The sequence below is a fragment of the Staphylococcus shinii genome (genome assembly GCF_017583065.1).
Taxonomy (GTDB): domain Bacteria; phylum Bacillota; class Bacilli; order Staphylococcales; family Staphylococcaceae; genus Staphylococcus; species Staphylococcus shinii.
The window spans coordinates 63,374-83,431 of record NZ_JAGEVL010000006.1 but is presented as its reverse complement, the minus strand read 5'-3'; the positions used below and the strand labels follow the sequence as shown (position 1 = coordinate 83,431).

Below are 20,058 nucleotides of genomic sequence, written 5' to 3'. Positions count from 1 at the left end.
TCACCACTACCTTCATCAATCATTACAATGTTTGTTGCAATGTTTTAATTATCTCATTTATTTTACCACGTTGCGTTTCATTCACACGAACAACTACAGTTCGTTCATCTATTTCACTTCTCTTTTTACTCAAATACCCCATTTTAATTAGTTTCTGCAAAGCTTTCGTTAAATAATAAGGTTGTAGTTCTGAATACTTAGCTATTTCTTTTGCCGTAATTTCATTGTCTTTACAATTAAAAATATAGTTTAAAATGAATATTTCTTCATAGTTAAGCTTATGTTGCTTTTTAGTTGTTTTGAAAAATTGTTTGCCCTTTTGATACGTTGTAATTAATTCATTTAGTGTTTTAAAATTTTGTTCAATCATAAAACCACTCCTTCTGTTTCTTCGTGATGTTAATATGTCAAAGTGATTCCTAACAATATTAATATAATAATTCTATACTATTACGTGGCGTTAATTCAATATCTCCAAGTATAAGAAATATTAAAAAATACTACTATTTTTTTAGTATTTACTTTTCAATTTCAAATTTTAGTTGGATATTCATTCTTTTTATTACTAAAAAAAGAATATGTCTAACCATTGCATTTAACAAATGATGATTTTGTAAATTACAATCTATTCCCTTCTCTCTTAACTACTCGGATGTATCACGAATATAATAATAAAGTAAATCATAGATATTCTATTTCATAATTTATTTTTTTATGTCCGAATGTTATTCAAATATAACTATTTCCATTATCTACCATATAAATAAAGTAAGATAGTGCCTAAGTCACTTGTCTTACAACAATAAAAGCCGAAACATACTTAAATGTCCCGGCTCTTGTCATCTATATAGTGACACTTCAAAAGTGTCACTCTTTATTTATTAATACGTTTAAATTAACGACTTACTTTTTTTTACAATCAATTGTGTCAAGGAAGCTTAACGCTGCTAAACCTGATAAATCTAAAGCGTGTTTAGCGCCTGCTTTACCATGACCAGCTTCAAAATGTTTGTATGCAGCTACACCTAAAACTGAAATTGTTAATAGTGAAGCAACACGAGAAAGTCTTTTACTAGCAAAACTTAATACGAAGAATACGGCACTTAATGCTTCTACTGAACCAGCTAAAGGTACTGCGTTTGAAGGTAAATTAAATACCTCTACAAATGTATCTTTCATTGATTGGTCACCTTTAAGTTTAGGTTTTGCTGCGCCATATAATTCTTTAGCTAATTTTAAATTTGTTAAATAACGTAATATCATTACAAAATCTCCTTTTATTTGTTTTCAAAAAATTTATCTACAATAGGTTTTACCCGCTCTGCCAACAATTTAATTGTGTTAATTGTGTTTTCATGTGGCATTGATCCAACAGGGGTATGCAACATAAAGCGCGTAATACCTAAAGCTTCAATCGTTTCAATTATTTTTTGAGCAACCGTTTCAGGACTGCCTACATATAGTGCGCCATTTGGTCCGGCTTCTCGCTCAAAACTATTCTCATCATACATTGGCCATCCACGTTCTTTTGCCAATATATCATGATTTGCCTTAACCGATGGAAAGAACTCTCGTTTTGCCTGTTCATCTGTTTCAGCAATGTATCCCCAAGAATGTGTAGCTATTGGTAGTTCATCTACGTTATGTCCATAAGATTCAGCAATAGATCTGTACATATCTATATTTCTTCTAAATCTTTTTGGGTCGCCACCTATTATAGCATAAGTTATCGGTAATCCTAATGCTCCTGCTTTTAAAGAAGATTCAGGTGTACCTCCAGTAGCAATAGTAATCGGCAGTGAACCTCTTTCTGTTCTTGGATAAACGCCTAAATTATGAATTGATGATCTCATATGACCTTCCCAATTTACAATTTCCTTTTGGTTAATCTGCATTAATAAGTCAATCTTTTCATTGAAAAGTTGCTCATAATTTTTCAAGTCATAACCAAACAATGGAAATGATTCAATAAATGATCCTCTACCTACCATAATTTCAGCACGTCCATTTGAAACTGCATCCAATGTAGAAAATCTTTCATAGACACGCACAGGGTCGTCAGAAGATAGTACAGTTACTGCGCTACTAAGTTTAATATGTTTAGTATTCCTTGCTGCGGCTGCTAATACAGTTACTGGGTCAGATACGGCATAATCAGGCCTATGGTGTTCTCCTAAGCCATAAACATCGAGTCCATATTGATCTGCTACTTCAATTTCTTCTATTATATTACGAATTCTCTGTGCGTTACTAATAGCAGGTTGATAACCATCTTCCATATATATGTCACTGTTATCAGCAAAAGATGTTAAACCCAATTCAACCTTCATGTGTTCACCTCACTAATTAGGTATAATTTTTATACTACTATATTAATACCTTCCTTATATGGTGTCAATATCATTGCTTAAATAACAAATATTAAATTAATTAGCATAATACATTAGACATTTCATCATAATAAAGTAAGTAATAATTTTAGATTTTTAAATATCTAAATCTTGCATTTTTTAGCGTTTCAAATTTTCTGTTATTTTACAGCCTTGTAATAAAGCGTAGTGCAATGTTACACCAAGTTAATTGAAAATGCTGTAACAACAGCGATTATACACATGAAGTCTTATATTTCTTTTGTTACATAAACAGATATATTATTAGAACTAAATTACAAAATGATAACAACCCACACAAACGTAAGTTTTTCTGATAAAGTATTGCTTGTCGTTAAAACAGCGAATAAAAAATTATAAAAATTGTCGTTTAGAGACTGGGATATATTTATTTACAATTCTTAGGAGGATATTTAACAATGAAAAAAATCGCTACAGCTACAATCGCTACTGCAGGAATCGCTACTTTTGGTTTAGCTCAACATGAAGCAGACGCAGCAGAAAACAATAATGGTGGTTATAATCCAAATGACCCTACTTCATATAGCTATTCTTATACAATAGATCAACAAGGTAACTACAACTACACTTGGGAAGGTAACTGGAACCCAAGTCAAGCAGACCAAGGTCACTCAAACAGTGGTTATAGCTACAATAACTACAATAACAATAATTCATATGCTACAAGCAACACGAACTCAACTCAATCATATACAGCAAATAACCAAGGTACTGGTGGAAGTGGCGCAGTTTCAAACTCAACTTCAAGCAGCAATGTTAAAGTTAGTACAACTAGTGCACCATCAAGTTCTTCAAACTCAATTTCAAATACTTCAGGTTCTTCAAACAACCTATATACTGCTGGACAATGTACATACTATGTATACGACAAAGTTGGCGGTAAAATCGGTTCTACTTGGGGCAATGCTAACAACTGGGCTAGCGCAGCAGCATCTTCAGGTTACACAGTAAACAACAACCCTTCACAAGGTTCAATCTTACAATCTTCAACTGGTGCTATGGGACATGTTGCATACGTTGAAAATGTTAACAGCGACGGTTCAATTAACGTTTCTGAAATGAACTACGGCCAAGGTGCTGGCGTTGTAACTTCACGTACTATCTCTGCAAGCGAAGCTTCAGGTTACAACTACATTCACTAATAGTAATACAAAAAAGACCAAATGCTATTTTAGCATTTGGTCTTTTTATTATATTTACAATTAAATGTTCACTATATCCATATTGATTAATAATGCTTGCATTAGCTACATAAATCAAAACAAATATCTTACTATATTTAAATTTTTTACTTCTCTTTTTAAGTTATCTTTATACATCAAGATATGATTAAGGCTTTGCTTTATGATAAAAAATCATTATTTAAGTAATCCATTCAAATATCGCAATATACCTAATATTTCATCTAAAAGCCTTTGCTACATTAATCAATCGATTTTGTCATGTAATATCGCTACAATATACAAAACAAAACCGATTGCACAATAGATAACGGAAGTATATTTAACAATTTTTACCTATATTGAAATATTGATGAGTTTCAATGTCTAATAGTAATATCGCTACAATTATTACTATGTATAACAAAGATCCACCTCATTCATAGTTATGTTTAGCCTGTTTATAATTTTTTAAACTTCTAATTTGAATTTCCTATTAAAATAAGAGTCAAAAACTTGTATATTATTAGCATAACAAAGCATTATTCAAACTATATCTGACTTTTCACAGGAAAAAAGTGCGTATAAGATAAAGTGACAGAAGCCAAGTTTATTTAAAAATGATTTCGTCATCCCTCACATCCCTCAGTAAAGATGGCTAGAGGGTTAAAGGAATACTAGGTTTACCTGAGCTGAAACTTATGCATAAGTTTCACTAGCTCAATATAATGATTAAAGCTGAGACAATAAAAATTTGCCTCAGCCTTTCCCATGCTTTCCTATTCAAGTGTTAAAAACTCTAAACATTTTGACTCCAATTAATTAAAAATGCTCACTCTGTTACTCTTGCTTTTTTAATACCGATACCGCTAAAACCATAAAATAGTGCAAAAACGATACATAAATAGCATGGAATTGTCCATATGAAGAATTGATCTACAGTCACTCCTAATTGTTGTGTATAATAAATGCCTGATGTCCCCCAAGGAATTAATGGAATGATCATAGTTCCAGAATCTTCAAGCGTTCTAGACAAATTAGAACGGTCAAGTCCCATTTTATTATACATTTCCAACATCAATACACCTACCATAATAATTACAACAGAAGCTACTCCTGCTGCAAGAACCATCATAATACCGCCAAGTACTGTAGCTAGTATTAATTGACCAACAGAATTGATATTTTTAGAAATTTTATTAAGTATTACATCTAAACAACCAGCTTTTTCAACAATGCCGGCAAAAGCATAACCACAAAAAATTGTAACGACAATTTCAGTCATACTCATCATGCCACCCTGTTCAATTAAACCAATTGTTCTATCAGTTAATTCTCCATTATTTGATGACACCATCGCTTTATTGAACCCATCAAATGTTGATTTGAACCCATCAACCATATTAAATCCATTATTGAATACACCAACAATAATGGCACTTAAACTCGAAATAAGCATTGCTGGTACTGTAGAAATTTTTATCAACAAACAAATAATAATGATGACTAACGGCAACCAAACAAAAATATTAATATTATAAACTAGGGATAGTTCATTGAGTAATTCATTAACATTTGAAGTATTCGTATTTCCACCAAATTGTCTTCCAACAATATACCAAACAATGAGTCCTATAATCGAAGCTGGAACTGTTGTCCATATCATTGCTCTAATATGTGAAAAAATATTCACTTTTGTAACTAATGCAGCTAAATTTGTTGTATCAGACAAAGGCGACATTTTGTCTCCGAACACTGCTCCTGCGATAATGGCGCCTGCAGCCATACCTGCTGGGATATGTAATTGTGTGGAAATAGCCATTAATGCGATACCTGCTGTAGAAGCTGACCCCCAAGCTGTACCAGTCGCTACAGATGTTATAGCACAAATAACAAAAGCTGATACTAAAAACAAATTAGGATTTAAAAATTCTAATCCATAATAAATTAATGCTGGAACTGTTCCTGAAAACATCCATGTTCCAACGATAATTCCTACTGATAAAATAATAAAAATTGCTGGCATCGCTGTTGCTAATCGATGCGTTATACCTTCTTCTAAATCTTGCCATTTCAAACCTACACGTCTGGCTATCAAGGCTGCGTATGCAGAAGATAAAATTAATAATGCTTGTATAGGTATTTCAAAAACCACAAAACCTGTAATAACGATTACAATCATGACTAATATGGTTGAGATTGACTCTAAAAATGTTGGTTGTCTTTTCATACGCAATCCCCCTTGCTCAATTATTTTAATTAATCAAGCCCTAATTTATCTTTCCCTAACTCGCCTATCGTCAGCCCTTCTTCAAAGAAGTCACGCTCTAAAATAGTTGAAGCAATGACAATAATTGCATCAATATTCGGTGTTGGAACATCAATCTCACGTCCAAGACTAGACCATAATACAAGACCAAAAGCAATATCTTCAGTTAAATAACGATTTTTAACATGATTTGGCCCCTTTATTTGTGAAAATACTGGGCTTGTATTAAATAATCTATTTAATGGCTCATCCTCGTCTTGCCTTTCTAAATAACCACGTTCAATACGTGCTTCCTTCGCTGAGGATAACTCAAACCCTAATTTACGTCCTAATGTTAGGCGTTCTAATTCAACTGCATGTAGTAACCTCACTGTATGTTTAGTAATTCCCTCTTCATATAAAGCAAATTCATCTGCATAATCAATGCGCCCTACGTTTAATAATGTTGGACCAGGATGAACTTCAGGGTTACCATTCTCTAAATTAGTTTTCCATAAGCTTTCTTCTTTTACAATATATGGATATAATATTTCAATTTTATCGAAACAGTCACTCAAATAATCTTTATCATAAGTTGAAAAATGTACTTTTCTCACGTTCAATGATAAATCTACACGAGCTTCTTCAAAATTCACTCGTGTGCCATAAGTTAACGTATTGACTTCTGCAAAATGAGGCATGACATCTATATGCATATCTTCCAGAACATTCATAAACCGTATAGAACCCATAGCTGCTGCAATATTGAAGAATATCAATTGTTCTTTTTTCACGAAAGGCGCCATAGTATGAGCATAATGTTCAATGAATGATGATGGTATGATTACTTGAATAACTTCGGCATCACCAATTACATATTCCATATCATCACTAATATCTGTAAATTCTACAAAGCTTTCTTCACCTTCATTGTTAAAAGTAAATCCACCTTGTTCTAACGCTTTATCAAATTTATTAATAGATTGATTCCGACAATATAACTTCACTTCATGTCCTTTATTAATCATATCTAACGCTGCTGTTACCGCTCCATTCCCTGATCCTACGATAGCAATTTTCATAACCAACCCTCTTTCCAAGTTTTTTAGAATGTACAATTTATAATGTTACTTTCAACTATAACCTAATAAGAAATTGAATAAACACTGGTTTACAACTTAATTTTACGGCTATAACATAAGTAAGATACCTATAGTGGCATTGCTACATTTTAACAACTAAAGTCAGATCAAAATAGATGTATCTTGAAAATTTTTGTATTATTTTAATTACATACTAAAGTCCACTTATATTTGATATGATTATATTAAAGTAAAGGAGGTTTGTTTCTTATGACAGAACAGTTTGACGAGCAAGTTTCACACACACACGGGAATCAAGAACCAGATGCGGACGCAAGATTAATGGCAACACTTATTTATGTTTTAAGTTTCTTTACATCTTTAATTGCACCATTAATTATTTGGTTAATTAAACGAGAAGAATCGCCATTTATAGATAGAGCTGGTAAGAATTATTTGAACTTTTTACTTTCTTACTTAATTTGGGTAACCGTTGCTACAATCGCTATTCTTATTATTATAGGAATTATTATTCTTCCAATACTTGTACTTTTAAATTTCATTTTCACAATTGTAGCAGCTGTAAAAGCATATAATGGTGAAGATTATTTACCGCCATTATCAATTAGATTCTTCAAATAATTTGAAACGCAATTTTGTGACTTTTTACAGTGAATGTAACAATAAAGTCGGAGCGTATTCCAAATTTATAGCAAAAACCTTGTAATATCACCGTTTATGAAATATTACGGCTCGATACTATTTTGTAACCTTACATCTCGTTTATTACAACGATATGTGAGGTTTTTTTAATTGTTTTACAAAAGCGTAACATTCCACACAAAGCTTGATTCATCTGTTAGAGTATTACTTGTCGTTGAAAGCAAAGCGAAAAATAAAATTTAAATTTAAAGATAAGCATTTAAGCTAAAATATAAACTTTTAAAATCTTTGGGAGGATTTATTAATTATGAAAAAATTAGTTACAGCAACAACGTTAACAGCAGGTATTGGTGCAGCAATCGTAGGATTAGATCACGGAAACGAAGCTGATGCAGCTGAACAAACACAACAAAGCCAACCAACAAATGAAACTACACAATCTAACCACTCAGGTGCTAACTTATATACTGCTGGACAATGTACTTGGTATGTATTTGACAAAGTAGGCGGAGGCATTGGATCTACTTGGGGAAATGCTAATAATTGGGCTTCTGCAGCTTCTTCTGCAGGTTATTCAGTAGATAACAATCCAGAAGCTGGTTCAATCTTACAATCAGGTTCAGGCCCAATGGGTCATGTGGCTTACGTTGAAAGCGTTGGTAGTGACGGCTCAGTTACAGTATCAGAAATGAACTATAACGGCGGACCTTATTCAGTAAGTGAACGTACAATTTCAGCTGGTGAAGCAAGCTCTTATAACTATATCCACGTAAACTAATATATAGTTAAAAATTAATATTGGTATTTCACATAAATAATTTTAATTCAACTTATTTATACTTTATACCCTATTGAGTCCGGAACATAAACATATGTTTCGGACTTTTTTTTAAAGAACTACTTTTTCATTTATGAAAATTAGTAGTTCTTACACATGAGCGTTAGCTCAGGTGTTCCTTTTATGAAAATTATCAGTGTTCTACACATGAGCATTAGCTCAGGTGTTCCTTTTATGAAAATTATCAGTGTTCTACACATTAACTTCAATTATACGCTTATTAAACTTTTCCAACCTCATTACCCTTATTACCCATATATTAATATTCAAATTTGATTTTTTTGTCTCCCACTTTTCTGATAATTTTCTTTTTATATTAAAATTAATCGCAAATTACTATAACTTTTATACAATTAATAACATTGAATTCTTATATATTATTTGAGAAAATAAAATAGTTTAGTGAAAAAAGGAGGCACAATTTATGCAGTGGTTTAAAGTTATCTTAGCTGGATTAATTGAAATATTGTGGGTAACAGGACTAAATGCTGCTGATTCTTTACTTAGTTGGACTGGTACAATCACCGTGATTATAATTAGTTTCTTCTTAGTTATTTCCGCTTGTAAATACCTTCCAGTTGGGACAGTTTATGCTGTCTTTGTTGGTATTGGCGCAGTTGGAACTGTAGCAGTAGATATGATCTTTTTGGGTGACCCGTTTAACTTTTTAAAAGTCGGCTTAATCATTTTATTAGTTATTGGTATCATTGGATTAAAATTATCAACAGAGGAGGCTGAAAGCTGATGGCTTGGTTTATATTATTTATTGCGGGGTTATTAGAAGTCGTCGGCGTTGTTATCTTAAATGAAATTGCACGAACTAAAAATAAATGGCTAGTTGTACTCTTAGCTGTCGCTTTTGTCTGTAGTTTTAGCACACTTAAAGTCGCAATGAATGATATACCAATGGGAACTGCTTATGCCATTTGGAGTGGTATTGGTACTGGAGGCGGCACTTTAGTTGGTATGCTCATCTATAATGAATCTAAAAGTATAAAGCGCATTTTCTTTATTGCTCTCATTATCTTATCTATTGTTGGATTAAAATTAATAAACTAAATTTTAAAAATGTAAAACGTTTTCATATTTTTCTATATAATCATCACTTTTATTTGTTTGACTCAATGAAATTTACTATACTTTGATATAAAGGAAGTGATTATACATGGTAAAAGTTTATATAGCAGGTCCAATTCCAGAGGTAGGACTCAACTTATTAAAAGATCAAGGTTTTGAAGTTGATATGTATGAAGGCAAAGGCATTATTGATAAAGAAACACTAAAAGAAGGTGTGAAAGATGCAGATGCATTAATTAGCCTACTTTCAACGAATGTAGATAAAGATGTGATTGATGCAGCAAATAATTTAAAAATCATTGCAAATTACGGTGCAGGTTTCAATAATATAGATGGCGATTATGCACGCCAACTCAATATAGATGTTACCAATACACCTAAAGCTTCAACTAACTCAACTGCTGAATTAACATTTGGACTTGTACTCTCAGCTGCAAGACGCATTGTAGAAGGAGACAAATTATGTCGTACAACTGGTTTTGATGGATGGGCGCCATTATTTTTCCGTGGTAGAGAAGTTTCTTGTAAGACTATTGGTATTATCGGACTTGGAGAAATTGGTAGCGCAGTAGCAAGACGTGCGAAAGCATTTGATATGAATGTGCTTTATACAGGTCCTAACCAAAAAGTTGATAGAGAACGAGAAATCGGCGCTAAATACGTAGATTTAGATACATTGTTAAAAAATTCGGATTTCGTAACAATAAATGCTGCATATAATCCAAAAATGCATCATCAGATTGATACTGAACAATTTAAAATGATGAAACCAACAAGTTATCTTATCAATGCTTCAAGAGGCCCTATCGTACATGAACAAGCCTTAGTACAAGCTCTAAAAGATAAAGAAATTGAAGGCGCAGCATTAGATGTTTTTGAATTCGAACCAGAAATTAACGACGAACTAAAAACATTAGATAATGTTGTACTCACACCGCATATTGGTAATGCAACATTTGAATCTCGTGATATGATGTCTAAAATTGTTGCAAATGATACAGTTAATAAATTGACTAATAATGAACCTAAATACGTAGTTAACTAACGTTTTAAATATATTTTTAAAAGTTATTAGGCAATAAGCAAAGAACCTAGAGACACGTTTTGTAAATCAAACGTATTTCTAGGTTCTTATTATTTATTACAATATTTTATTTGCTTTTTGCTTTATATAAAAATTTCGTTTGTCTAGACACCAATTGATTGGGTATTAATTTAGCAATTTTATTGCGCAAAGCAATTAATGGTCTATTACTTAGTTGTGCTAATTTACCTATTTTTCTAGACTTTTTGATTACTTTCTTTGTATGTTTAACACGTAATTTATCATATTTTTGAAGTGCCTCTTCAAATGGGTACGCCCCCAAACAATTTGCAAGTACAATAGCATCTTCCATCGCTTGTCCTGCACCTTGTCCCATGTTTGGCGTAGTTGCATGCGCTGCATCGCCTAATAGTATCACACGTTGATAAACGAATGTTTTCAAAGGTTGTAAATCATACATATCATGTAATAAAATTTCTGTTTCACTTTGTTTGTCTAAAATCTGTCTAACTTCATTAGGAAAATGATTAAATCTAGCTTGCAGATGAGGCTTACCATAAGACTTCAATCTAGCATCTTGTGTTTTAGCATTAATTGAAATAAACCAATATGCTTTATTATTCAATAATGGGACGATTCCTACTCTTCCTTTAGATGACCAATATTCTTTGGCAATGTTGTCCGGTTTAATATCTACATCTTCCACTAAGCCTCTAAACACCGTATAACCTTGATATAATATTTTACTATTAGGCGCTATTGTGCTGCGGATATGAGAATGTAAACCATCCGCACCAATACATAAATCAAATGCTTCTGATTGATGTTCAGCAAAATGTAATTCAACTTTCAAGGCACCACTATCTACGCGCTTTACTTTATGATTTGTATATATGATAGAGTCAGGTACGTATGATTTAATAACATCTAACAGTCCTTGTCTTGTCATAGTTAAATTCACAGTATTCTTTTTAAGTTTCGCTTTACTTAATACGTTAGCTTTCTCGTCTAAAACTTCCATCACATCTATAATTTGCCCAATATTTTTAATACCTTTAGCTAAATCATGTTTCCCTAATTTATCGATGACGTTACCACCGATTCCTATACCTGCTCCAGCTTCAGCTATTTCTCTATTTTTCTCAAACACCTTTATTTCATGTCCTTGTTCTTTTAATAAAGCTGCTGCGGTTAAACCACCGATGCCTGCTCCAACTATAGCTATTTTCATTTTCAAACCACTCCAACTTTCCCTAATCTTCTCTATTGTTATTGTTTATAAATAATAATCTTTATTTACATGATCTTTTTTTATACCTAAATCATTGTAGTACCTTTGCATAAACGTTGCGATATTTTCATCCCATTCAATATCACTGGCATATTGATGTTCTCCTGGAGATTCTGGATTCCAACGCATTTGATATAACGAAAGTTGCTTATTTTCAAAATAATTATTTCTTACAAATTTAGCCCCACCCATAATGGCCTTTTCAGGGGAAGTCCACTTCTGTTTCTTAGCAAAACTACTACCAGTGTGCACAGCATCTTCATCAAATGCTCCTATACCATAAAAGTTATAGTAGTGTTCTCCATCATCTTCAATGCCTTCAGCTAAATCTGATTGTCCGTTACCCGTTTCTACAAGCGCATGACTGATTAAATATAGTACGTTTACTTCATATTCATCTTGCGCTTTTAAAAACGTCTTACCTTTATTTTTTAAAATGCCTTTGTCTTTTAAGATATTATTTACTTCTTTTTCAGACATTGGCACTTTTTCAGAAATATCCATGTGATTCAAATTATCTTTTTCATTATTAACATCCATTGCTTGCTTTACATCTCTTTTTGAAGCATCAACAAATTGACCATCTTTTTCGGTCATATTTAATGTACCTGCTCCTACTTGTTTATCAACCGCTTCATCAAACGTGTGTGTCTTACGATTATCAAACAAATCCGTTTCATTAATAACCAATAAAACAACAAATATTAATACAATTAATGCCACCAAAATCAACGGTAATTTACGCTTTAGATTTTCATTCATTATGTGAAATAACCCCTTATCCTACACTTTATTTTGTTAATGTAACATAAGCAAATACAATAGCAATTAAAACAATTACAAAGGAAACATTAATTGCTATTCTCATACCTTTTCTATCTCTAAATAACGTGTTAAATATAGTTAAGCTAATGACTAAAGATAATACAAACATGGTCATCGCTATTAAGATATTATAAGTTAATAAAAATACAATACCGATAACTAGAAATATATTAGACATTATAGCTGAGATTTTTATCATTTTCGGATTGATACGTCTTCCACTCCTAACCTTAAATAATAAGTTAAATAAAACACTAATAATAGAAATTGTATCACATTTAATCATCTTTCAATATGTCATTTTAAAACAATAACAGTAAAGCTATCAAAAGAAATTCAAATTCCTCTGTTGATTTCATCACACTCTCTACAGATAATTTGATTTTTAAGCAACTAAATATGTATTAATCGATACAATCTAACGCCTTACCTTGAACATAGCAAAGGCTAGGACAATAATAACTATCCTAGCCTCGCTTATTTCATATAATTTTATAATCACAAACTAACTATTCTCTAGACATACCTCTTAGCATATTCAGCATATACGTCAAGCTACGGTTCATTTCATCATCTTTCAAAATTCCCATTAAACTAGTAATAGATGTTTTTTGATTTGGATTTGCTTTATTTGCAACGCTTAAACCTTTATTTACTTTATTAAGCATTGTCGATAGGTCATTTACATTTAAATCGCCAAGTAAGAATACTAGTGAAGCCATATTAGAAATTAACCCTGTATACTGCTCTTTGTTGAGTTCAACAGCAAACTTATTAGCAATAACGCCTCTACTTTTAACTGCACCGGATAATGCGTCTAATAATTTAGCATCATCTAATGTGCTGATAATATTAATTGCTTTTAAGATACTATCTTTATTTGCAACAATTGCATCTGTAACTTCTGCCAAACTATCTTGCTTCAGTTCTTCTTCGGACTTTTGCATACGTTTAATATTAGTTATTCTTTCAGCCATTATTTATCCACCTGACTTCCTGGGAATGTATAATCTTCACGTTTCCATTTGTCTTGAACTCGAACACTATACTGTGGTTGACGTTGTTTATTGACACGGAAGTTTGTAGGATTTAATGGTGATTTACCTCTACGTGTTTTAACTTCCATACGACAACTTGTGCGTTTGTATGACGGCGTATCTGTGTCTTTATCAACATCACTATTGGTCAATAAGTTGATTGCACCTTTATCACCATGAACCATTGCGTTATTATTCAAAGGAATATAAATTTCTTTGCCTTTTACTCTGTCTGTTACGTGCGCAATTAATTCTGCTTCACCAGATTCAGAAATCAATTTAATTTCTGCCCCTTCATGAATATCTCTTTCTTTAGCAAGTTCAGGAGATATTTCTACAAAGGCATGTGGCATTTTATATTCCAAACCTGGAACTTTATAAGTCATATTACCTTCATGGAAATGTTCTAATAAACGTCCGTTATTAACATGTAAATCATACTCTTCATTTACTTTAAAGAAATTATCAAATGTCAATGGATAGAAATTAGCCTTCCCATCTTCAAAATTAAACCCATTAAGATATAATGTTGGTTCATCTGTACCATCTTCAGCAACTGGCCATTGTAAACTATTATAACCTTCAAGTCTGTCATAATTCACGCCTGAATAAAGTGGTGTTACTCTAGCAATTTCATCCATGATTTCACTTGGATGTGTGTAACCCCAGTCATAGCCTAATGATTTTGCTACTGCTTGGATAATTTCCCAATCAGGTTTAGAATCGCCTTTAGTATCTAAAGCTTGGTACAAACGTTGGATACGACGTTCTGTATTTGTAAATGTTCCAGTTTTTTCAAGTGAAGGACTTGCTGGTAATACAACATCTGCATATGTTGCTGTAAATGTAAAGAATTCATCTTGTACTACTAAGAAACCGACTTTTTCTAATGCTGCTTGTACATAGTTGATATTTGAATCTACAATACCAGTATCTTCACCATATAAATATAGGGAATCGATTTCACCTTCATGTATGCCTTCCATCATTTGATGATTATCTTTACCAGGGACACTTGGTAAAGATTGACCATATTCCCTTTCAAATTTAGCGCGAATTTCATCGTCTACAACTTTTTGATAGCCTGGGAATTGATCAGGCATACTGCCCATGTCACTACATCCTTGAACATTGTTATGTCCACGTAGAGGATAAGCACCTGTACCTGGTTTTCTATAGTTACCTGTTGCTAATAATAAATTAGAAATTGCAGTGGATGTATCACTACCTATATCTTGTTGTGTAACACCCATCGCCCACGCAATAGATACTGTCTTGGCATCGGCTAATTGTTGCGCGAAATCAATTAAATCTTCTTTAGCAATACCTGTAGTTTCTTCTGCAAATTCCATTGTATAAGGCGCTAATGATTTATAATAATCTTCAAAATGGTTAACCCATTCATCAATAAATGACTTATCATGCAATTCGTTATCAATGATATATTTTGTCACAGCAGATAGCCAAACTAAATCTGTACCTGGTTTTGGTTGATAGAAATTATCGGCACGTTCTGCCATTTCATGTTTACGAATATCAAAGACATTTAAAGTATTGTTATATAATTTATGACCTCGCTTAATACGAGATGCAATTACTGGGTGTGCTTCTGCTGTGTTTGTACCTATCAATACAACCATATCTGCTATCTCAAGATCATCTATAGAACCTGAGTCACCACCATGTCCTACAGTTCTAAATAATCCTTTAGTTGCTGGAGCTTGGCAGTAACGTGAACAGTTATCTACGTTATTTGTACCAATAACTTGTCTAGCGAGTTTTTGCATGAGATAAGATTCTTCATTTGTAGCTTTTGAAGAAGAAATAAATGCTAAACCGTCAGCGCCGTGCGATGCTTTCACTTTGTTAAAGTTGTTCGCAACAACTTTTAAAGCTTCTTCCCATTCAACTTCTTCAAACTGTCCATTTTTACGTACTAAAGGTTTTGTTAAACGTTCATCTGAATCAACATAATCCCAACCAAATTTCCCTTTAACACAAGAAGAAATTTTATTCGCTGGTGATTCGTGTTGTGGTTGAACTTTTAACACTTCTCTATCTTTTGTCCAAACATCGAAAGAACAACCTACGCCACAGTATGTACATACTGTCTTAGTTTTTTCGATACGCTCTTCACGCATAGCCGCTTCTGAATCTGAAACTGCAAACAACGGACCATAACCAGGCTCTGCCTTCTTAGTTAAATCAATCATCGCTGCAAGTGAACCTGGCTCTAAATCTGTCATATAACCTGCGTTACCTTCCATGTTCACTTCTAGCATTGCATTACACGGACATACTGTTGCACATTGTCCACATCCTACACATGATGAATCATTTATCGTTGTATCATTATCCCAGATTACTCGTGGCTGTTGGCGTTCCCAATCAATTGTAAGTGTTTCGTTTACTTGAACGTCTTGACATACTTCCACACAACGGCCACATAAAATACATTGATCTGGATCATAACGATAAAACGGACCATAATCTTTTTCATATGGTTTTTCTTTATATTCATAAGTTTGGTGTTCTAAGCCCCATTGGTCCATTGTATTGTGAATTTCACAATCACCATTGTTATAATCACACACAGTACAATAGAGCATATGCTTTTCTAAAATTCTATCTAGCGCTTCTTTTTGACTCGTTTGTACTTTATCATTTTGCGTATTAACAATCATTGGTCTATCTATCGTCGTGCCACATGCTCGTTGCATTTTCCCATCGATTTCTACAGTACATGTATCACATGTTTGTATAGGACCTAACGATTCGTTATAGCATATCGACGGAACAAAAGTATCTTGAGATTTAATAAACTGTAGTAAATTTGTTCCGGGTTCTACAAGATAGTCTTTACCGTCTAAAGAGACAATTAAATGTTCTTGCATGATCTTCACCCCTATTATTATTTATTCTGCCCATGTAAAAACTTCATAAGATGTTAGTTAACATTCCATCTAAAAAGCCCCACACTTTTTTAAGATAATGTTACTTACATTGTATATGTATTTACATTAAATGTTAAGGTATTCTATTATATTTCACTGTTTTTTATTCTTTATTTAGTATGTAGCGCAAAATTAAAAATATGGAAAATGAAACTATTACGTTTACAGTAGTCATAATTCACATAAAAAAGCTATATGTTTACATGGTGCTGTAAACATATAGCTTTATAAATTATATACCTAAATTATCTTTAATTGTTGATTCGATTTCACTTAACGAACTATCACTCGGAACAAAGTAATACAGTCCATCATCTTGTATGCCACCTTGACCTTCTAATTGATGTCTATTGACATTGTCGTTAGCATCTTTATAATTACTTCTAACTTTATTTAATTGCCCAATTGAAAGGTCTGTCTTGACGTTGTCTTCGATGTGATTCATCAATGAATTAAAGTGTGTAACCGAACTTACACTTGTCAGTTTGTTCGCAAGTCCTTGGATAACTAATTGTTGACGTTCTTGTCGTCCAAAATCTCCACCAGCACCATCTTCTTTACGGCTTCTTATAAATGCCATAGCTTCTTTGCCATCCATCTTTTTGTTTTCGCCTTGATTAAACTGATAGCCATCATATGAAAAAGTAGCATTACTTGTAACTGAAATACCGCCAACAGTATCTATCATGTCTTTCATACCATCCATATCTATCGTTGCATAATGATCAATTGGTACATTTAATAATTTTTCAACTGATTTCACAGCCATATCTGGACCACCATATGCATAGGCGTGGTTAATTTTTTCGGTTGTACCTTTACCAACGATATCAGCTTGTGTATCTCTAGGGATACTTACAATTTCAGTCGTTTTCTTTTGTGGGTTTATCGATAATACCATCACCGTATCACTACGTTGCCCGCCTCCATTTGCATCTCTTTTAGCATCTGAATCTACACCAAATAATGCTATATTAAATGGATCACCATTATCTAAGTTCACATTTTTATCTCTCAATGCCGATTTGTCTCTATCTAACGGGTTATGTATTGACCCTCCGACAGAAAATATTTTGAAACCTAGGTAAATCACTGCTAGTAAGGCAAATAAAACTAATATTCCCAAAAACCATAAAAATATTTTAGCAGGTAATCCCATTTTTCTATTCTTCTCAGAACGATTCACTCTTATCATGCTCCATTTCCATATTCAATTTTCTACTCTATTTAATAATACATTATATAGTATTATTTTTTAGATGACATAGTTCTTAAGACCTATTATTTATTAAATAAAATATTAATATAGTAAATCACTTTCTTTATTTCTTATAGCCCTTACCCGAATTCAAAATTGCTAATACTGCTTCATGGCATGCGGGGTTACTAATTATAAATGGACCTGCCTTAGCAAAATCTAACGCTGTGTTATCCAATGTTGTCATTTTCAACCCGAGTTCACTTGAAAATAAGAATTGAGCTGCAATATCCCATGGTTTAGGATTTGTATTTATATGAGCACCAAATTGTCCTTTAATAACACGAATTGAATCTAGACCACATGAACCAATACAACGGTAGCCAAAGGATCCATCCTGTAAATCATGAATAGTTTCATCATTAATCACCAATGAATTAAATGAAATAATTGCTTCTTGTAAATCTATTGGTTCTGGTTCTAATATTGGCTCGCCATTTACATAAGCACCGTATCCTTTAATTGCTTTATATAATTTTCTATGTGGATAATCATAGATATAAGATAACACTGGTTCTCCATCAACAAAGTAACCTAAAATAATACAATAATCTTCTTGTTGTTTAACTAAATTTGTCGTGCCATCTATAGGATCCATTATCCATACATGCCCTTGTCTCGCATTGATATCAACATTAGACTTTTCTTCAGCAAATAATTGGTGCTCTGGAAAATGTTGAGCTAAAAATTGCTCGAATTTTTGTTGAATCGATTTATCAACGTTTGTTACTAAATCAAATCTATTTTGTTTTGTGCTTGTCACCATTTCTTTTATAAGGCTAGGGATAATATCATCTAAAGTTTCTAACCAAGCTATTACTGAATCATCTATGTAATTTAATTGTGCTTTTTCCATATGTTGTACACCTCTTTTAAATAGTATGTTTAATAAATAATCATTATGTATAATTTGTTATATTCTATCATAGAATTATCAAAGAAATATATGATAGCCCCCTAACTTTGAAAACTCCTGTATATAAATATGTAGCTTTTTGATACTCTTACATCACATAAATAAAACCGACTAGCGATGCTAGCCGGTTAAATAGAAAGGAAAGTAAGTAATAAATATTGAAGATGTTTGATTAGTAACTCGTACGAATAGATGTTAACAAAACTATTATGTAATAGCCTACCCCTTTGTCATCTACTCGCTATCCCCTTGTTACTAAATTCATATTAACATAATCTTCGTTAATATGTAAGCGTTTTCTTTAAATTTTTAAAAATTTATTTTCTAAATGTCGTCATTGTCACTTTTATGCTATACTAAATGTAATATGTAATCATTCGGGAGGTGACTTTCTAATGAATAAACGCGAAAGACAAAATAAGCTTGTTCTAGCCATTCAAGAGAATAAACAAATTACAGCATCAGAGTTAGCTTCAAATTTAAATGTGTCAAAGCGTACGATTTTAAGAGATATTCAAGATTTAGAAGACCAAGGTGTCAAAATACTAGCAAAACATGGTAAACTTGGCGGCTATCAACTACAAGAAACACCCAATAGTTATGAGATTGAGTTGACTGAGAACCAATTATCAGCTTTGTTCTTGGTACTCAATGAAAGTCAATCATATACAACACTTCCATACAGAGAAGAAATTAATGCTATTATTAAAAAATGTCTCAACTTACCCTATACTAAAATGAGACGCACGCTAAAAAAACTAGATCGTTATATTAAATTTGACAAACAACAACACACAAACTTACCACCTATCTTTTCTGATGTGCTCATATATAGTACCGAAAGAAATGTAATGGCGATGGAATTTTACAACAACAATCAAGTTGTAACAGAAAATGTCATTTTTATTGGCCTCTTATGTGATGAAGGATTATGGAAAGCAATTATCTTTGAAATTGGACTCGGTAAAACAAATGAAATTCCAATTGTTGATATCCACGATATTTCGTATTCATTTGAAAAAACGATTAAAACGCAAGATATAAATATAAATAATTATCAACAATTTTTAAATCCAACTGAGTCATAACAACCAGTTGGATTTTTTAATTTTCTGTTGTCGTGACGAATTACACTTTTCATTATATAAATTGAGAAAATGTCACAAACTCTTCTATATCCCACTTAGCATCTTCTATACAGTTTAACCACATCATTATTTAGCTAGGATTTAATATCTATTTAAATTAATTTC

At 32.4% G+C, this 20,058-nt stretch carries 19 protein-coding genes; 7 read left to right on the top strand and 12 right to left on the bottom strand.

Going from position 1 to position 20,058, the window contains the following annotated elements; translation table 11 throughout:
* Nucleotides 1-22: 22 nt before the first annotated feature.
* The 3 genes from J5E45_RS09120 to J5E45_RS09110 form a co-directional block, all read right to left on the bottom strand.
* Entirely contained in the window at nt 23-370 is a 348-nt protein-coding gene (locus J5E45_RS09120) for a transcriptional regulator, SarA/Rot family (protein WP_039068050.1), read from the bottom strand.
* 533 nt (nt 371-903) lie between these two features.
* On the bottom strand, nt 904-1,263 hold the full coding sequence (locus J5E45_RS09115; RefSeq protein ID WP_039068051.1) for a DoxX family protein: 360 nt from the start codon (nt 1,261-1,263) through the stop codon (nt 904-906).
* A 14-nt stretch (nt 1,264-1,277) separates the two neighbouring features.
* Nucleotides 1,278-2,330, bottom strand: coding sequence for an LLM class flavin-dependent oxidoreductase (locus tag J5E45_RS09110; RefSeq protein ID WP_208182096.1), 1,053 nt, complete (start codon nt 2,328-2,330; stop codon nt 1,278-1,280).
* 479 nt (nt 2,331-2,809) lie between these two features.
* On the opposite strand from J5E45_RS09110, the gene J5E45_RS09105 reads away from it, so the two are divergent.
* Complete coding sequence (locus J5E45_RS09105; protein WP_069792405.1) at nt 2,810-3,553, top strand: CHAP domain-containing protein; 744 nt, start codon at nt 2,810-2,812, stop codon at nt 3,551-3,553.
* Between the two features lie 850 nt (nt 3,554-4,403).
* On the opposite strand, the gene nhaC is transcribed toward J5E45_RS09105, so the two are convergent.
* Nucleotides 4,404-5,801: a Na+/H+ antiporter NhaC gene (nhaC, locus tag J5E45_RS09100; RefSeq protein ID WP_039068055.1), complete on the bottom strand. Its 1,398-nt coding sequence runs from the start codon at nt 5,799-5,801 to the stop codon at nt 4,404-4,406.
* 29 nt (nt 5,802-5,830) lie between these two features.
* On the bottom strand, nt 5,831-6,901 hold the full coding sequence (locus J5E45_RS09095; protein ID WP_039068056.1) for an NAD/NADP-dependent octopine/nopaline dehydrogenase family protein: 1,071 nt from the start codon (nt 6,899-6,901) through the stop codon (nt 5,831-5,833).
* 270 nt (nt 6,902-7,171) lie between these two features.
* Between J5E45_RS09095 and J5E45_RS09090 the strand changes: the two genes are divergently transcribed.
* The 5 genes from J5E45_RS09090 (at nt 7,172) to J5E45_RS09070 (ending at nt 10,524) form a co-directional block, all read left to right on the top strand.
* Nucleotides 7,172-7,543 (top strand): DUF4870 domain-containing protein, encoded by a 372-nt coding sequence (locus tag J5E45_RS09090; RefSeq protein ID WP_208182089.1) that lies wholly within the window; start codon nt 7,172-7,174, stop codon nt 7,541-7,543.
* A gap of 328 nt (nt 7,544-7,871) precedes the next feature.
* On the top strand, nt 7,872-8,342 hold the full coding sequence (locus tag J5E45_RS09085) for a CHAP domain-containing protein (RefSeq protein WP_039068058.1): 471 nt from the start codon (nt 7,872-7,874) through the stop codon (nt 8,340-8,342).
* A gap of 484 nt (nt 8,343-8,826) precedes the next feature.
* Complete coding sequence (locus tag J5E45_RS09080; protein ID WP_039068060.1) at nt 8,827-9,147, top strand: DMT family transporter; 321 nt, start codon at nt 8,827-8,829, stop codon at nt 9,145-9,147.
* Nucleotides 9,147-9,461, top strand: a complete 315-nt coding sequence (locus J5E45_RS09075; protein WP_039068061.1) for a DMT family transporter — start codon at nt 9,147-9,149, stop codon at nt 9,459-9,461. Before J5E45_RS09080 ends, J5E45_RS09075 begins: the two co-directional genes overlap by 1 nt.
* Before the next feature lie 106 nt (nt 9,462-9,567).
* Nucleotides 9,568-10,524 carry a 2-hydroxyacid dehydrogenase family protein gene (locus J5E45_RS09070; protein WP_208182088.1) on the top strand — a complete coding sequence of 319 codons (957 nt, stop codon included), beginning with the start codon at nt 9,568-9,570 and terminating at the stop codon, nt 10,522-10,524.
* 106 nt (nt 10,525-10,630) lie between these two features.
* Here the strand turns inward: J5E45_RS09070 and J5E45_RS09065 are convergent, their stop codons facing one another.
* From J5E45_RS09065 to J5E45_RS09035, 7 genes are all read right to left on the bottom strand, one after another.
* Nucleotides 10,631-11,755 carry an FAD-dependent monooxygenase gene (locus J5E45_RS09065; RefSeq protein WP_208182086.1) on the bottom strand — a complete coding sequence of 375 codons (1,125 nt, stop codon included), beginning with the start codon at nt 11,753-11,755 and terminating at the stop codon, nt 10,631-10,633.
* A 45-nt stretch (nt 11,756-11,800) separates the two neighbouring features.
* The gene (locus J5E45_RS09060; RefSeq protein WP_039068065.1) at nt 11,801-12,577 is read right to left on the bottom strand and encodes an N-acetylglucosaminidase; all 777 of its coding nucleotides are present in this window, start codon (nt 12,575-12,577) and stop codon (nt 11,801-11,803) included.
* Nucleotides 12,578-12,605: 28 nt separating this feature from the next.
* Complete coding sequence (locus tag J5E45_RS09055) at nt 12,606-12,839, bottom strand: hypothetical protein (protein ID WP_039068066.1); 234 nt, start codon at nt 12,837-12,839, stop codon at nt 12,606-12,608.
* A gap of 310 nt (nt 12,840-13,149) precedes the next feature.
* Nucleotides 13,150-13,617: a helical membrane plugin domain-containing protein gene (locus J5E45_RS09050; RefSeq protein WP_208182085.1), complete on the bottom strand. Its 468-nt coding sequence runs from the start codon at nt 13,615-13,617 to the stop codon at nt 13,150-13,152.
* The gene (gene fdhF, locus J5E45_RS09045) at nt 13,617-16,571 is read right to left on the bottom strand and encodes a formate dehydrogenase subunit alpha (RefSeq protein ID WP_039068069.1); all 2,955 of its coding nucleotides are present in this window, start codon (nt 16,569-16,571) and stop codon (nt 13,617-13,619) included. Before fdhF ends, J5E45_RS09050 begins: the two co-directional genes overlap by 1 nt.
* A 292-nt stretch (nt 16,572-16,863) precedes the next feature.
* Nucleotides 16,864-17,826, bottom strand: coding sequence for an LCP family glycopolymer transferase (locus J5E45_RS09040; RefSeq protein WP_237282863.1), 963 nt, complete (start codon nt 17,824-17,826; stop codon nt 16,864-16,866).
* A 127-nt stretch (nt 17,827-17,953) separates the two neighbouring features.
* Complete coding sequence (locus tag J5E45_RS09035; protein WP_039068074.1) at nt 17,954-18,745, bottom strand: inositol monophosphatase family protein; 792 nt, start codon at nt 18,743-18,745, stop codon at nt 17,954-17,956.
* Nucleotides 18,746-19,200: 455 nt separating this feature from the next.
* Between J5E45_RS09035 and J5E45_RS09030 the strand changes: the two genes are divergently transcribed.
* Nucleotides 19,201-19,893, top strand: a complete 693-nt coding sequence (locus J5E45_RS09030; protein WP_039068075.1) for a helix-turn-helix transcriptional regulator — start codon at nt 19,201-19,203, stop codon at nt 19,891-19,893.
* The last annotated feature ends 165 nt before the right edge of the window (nt 19,894-20,058 follow it).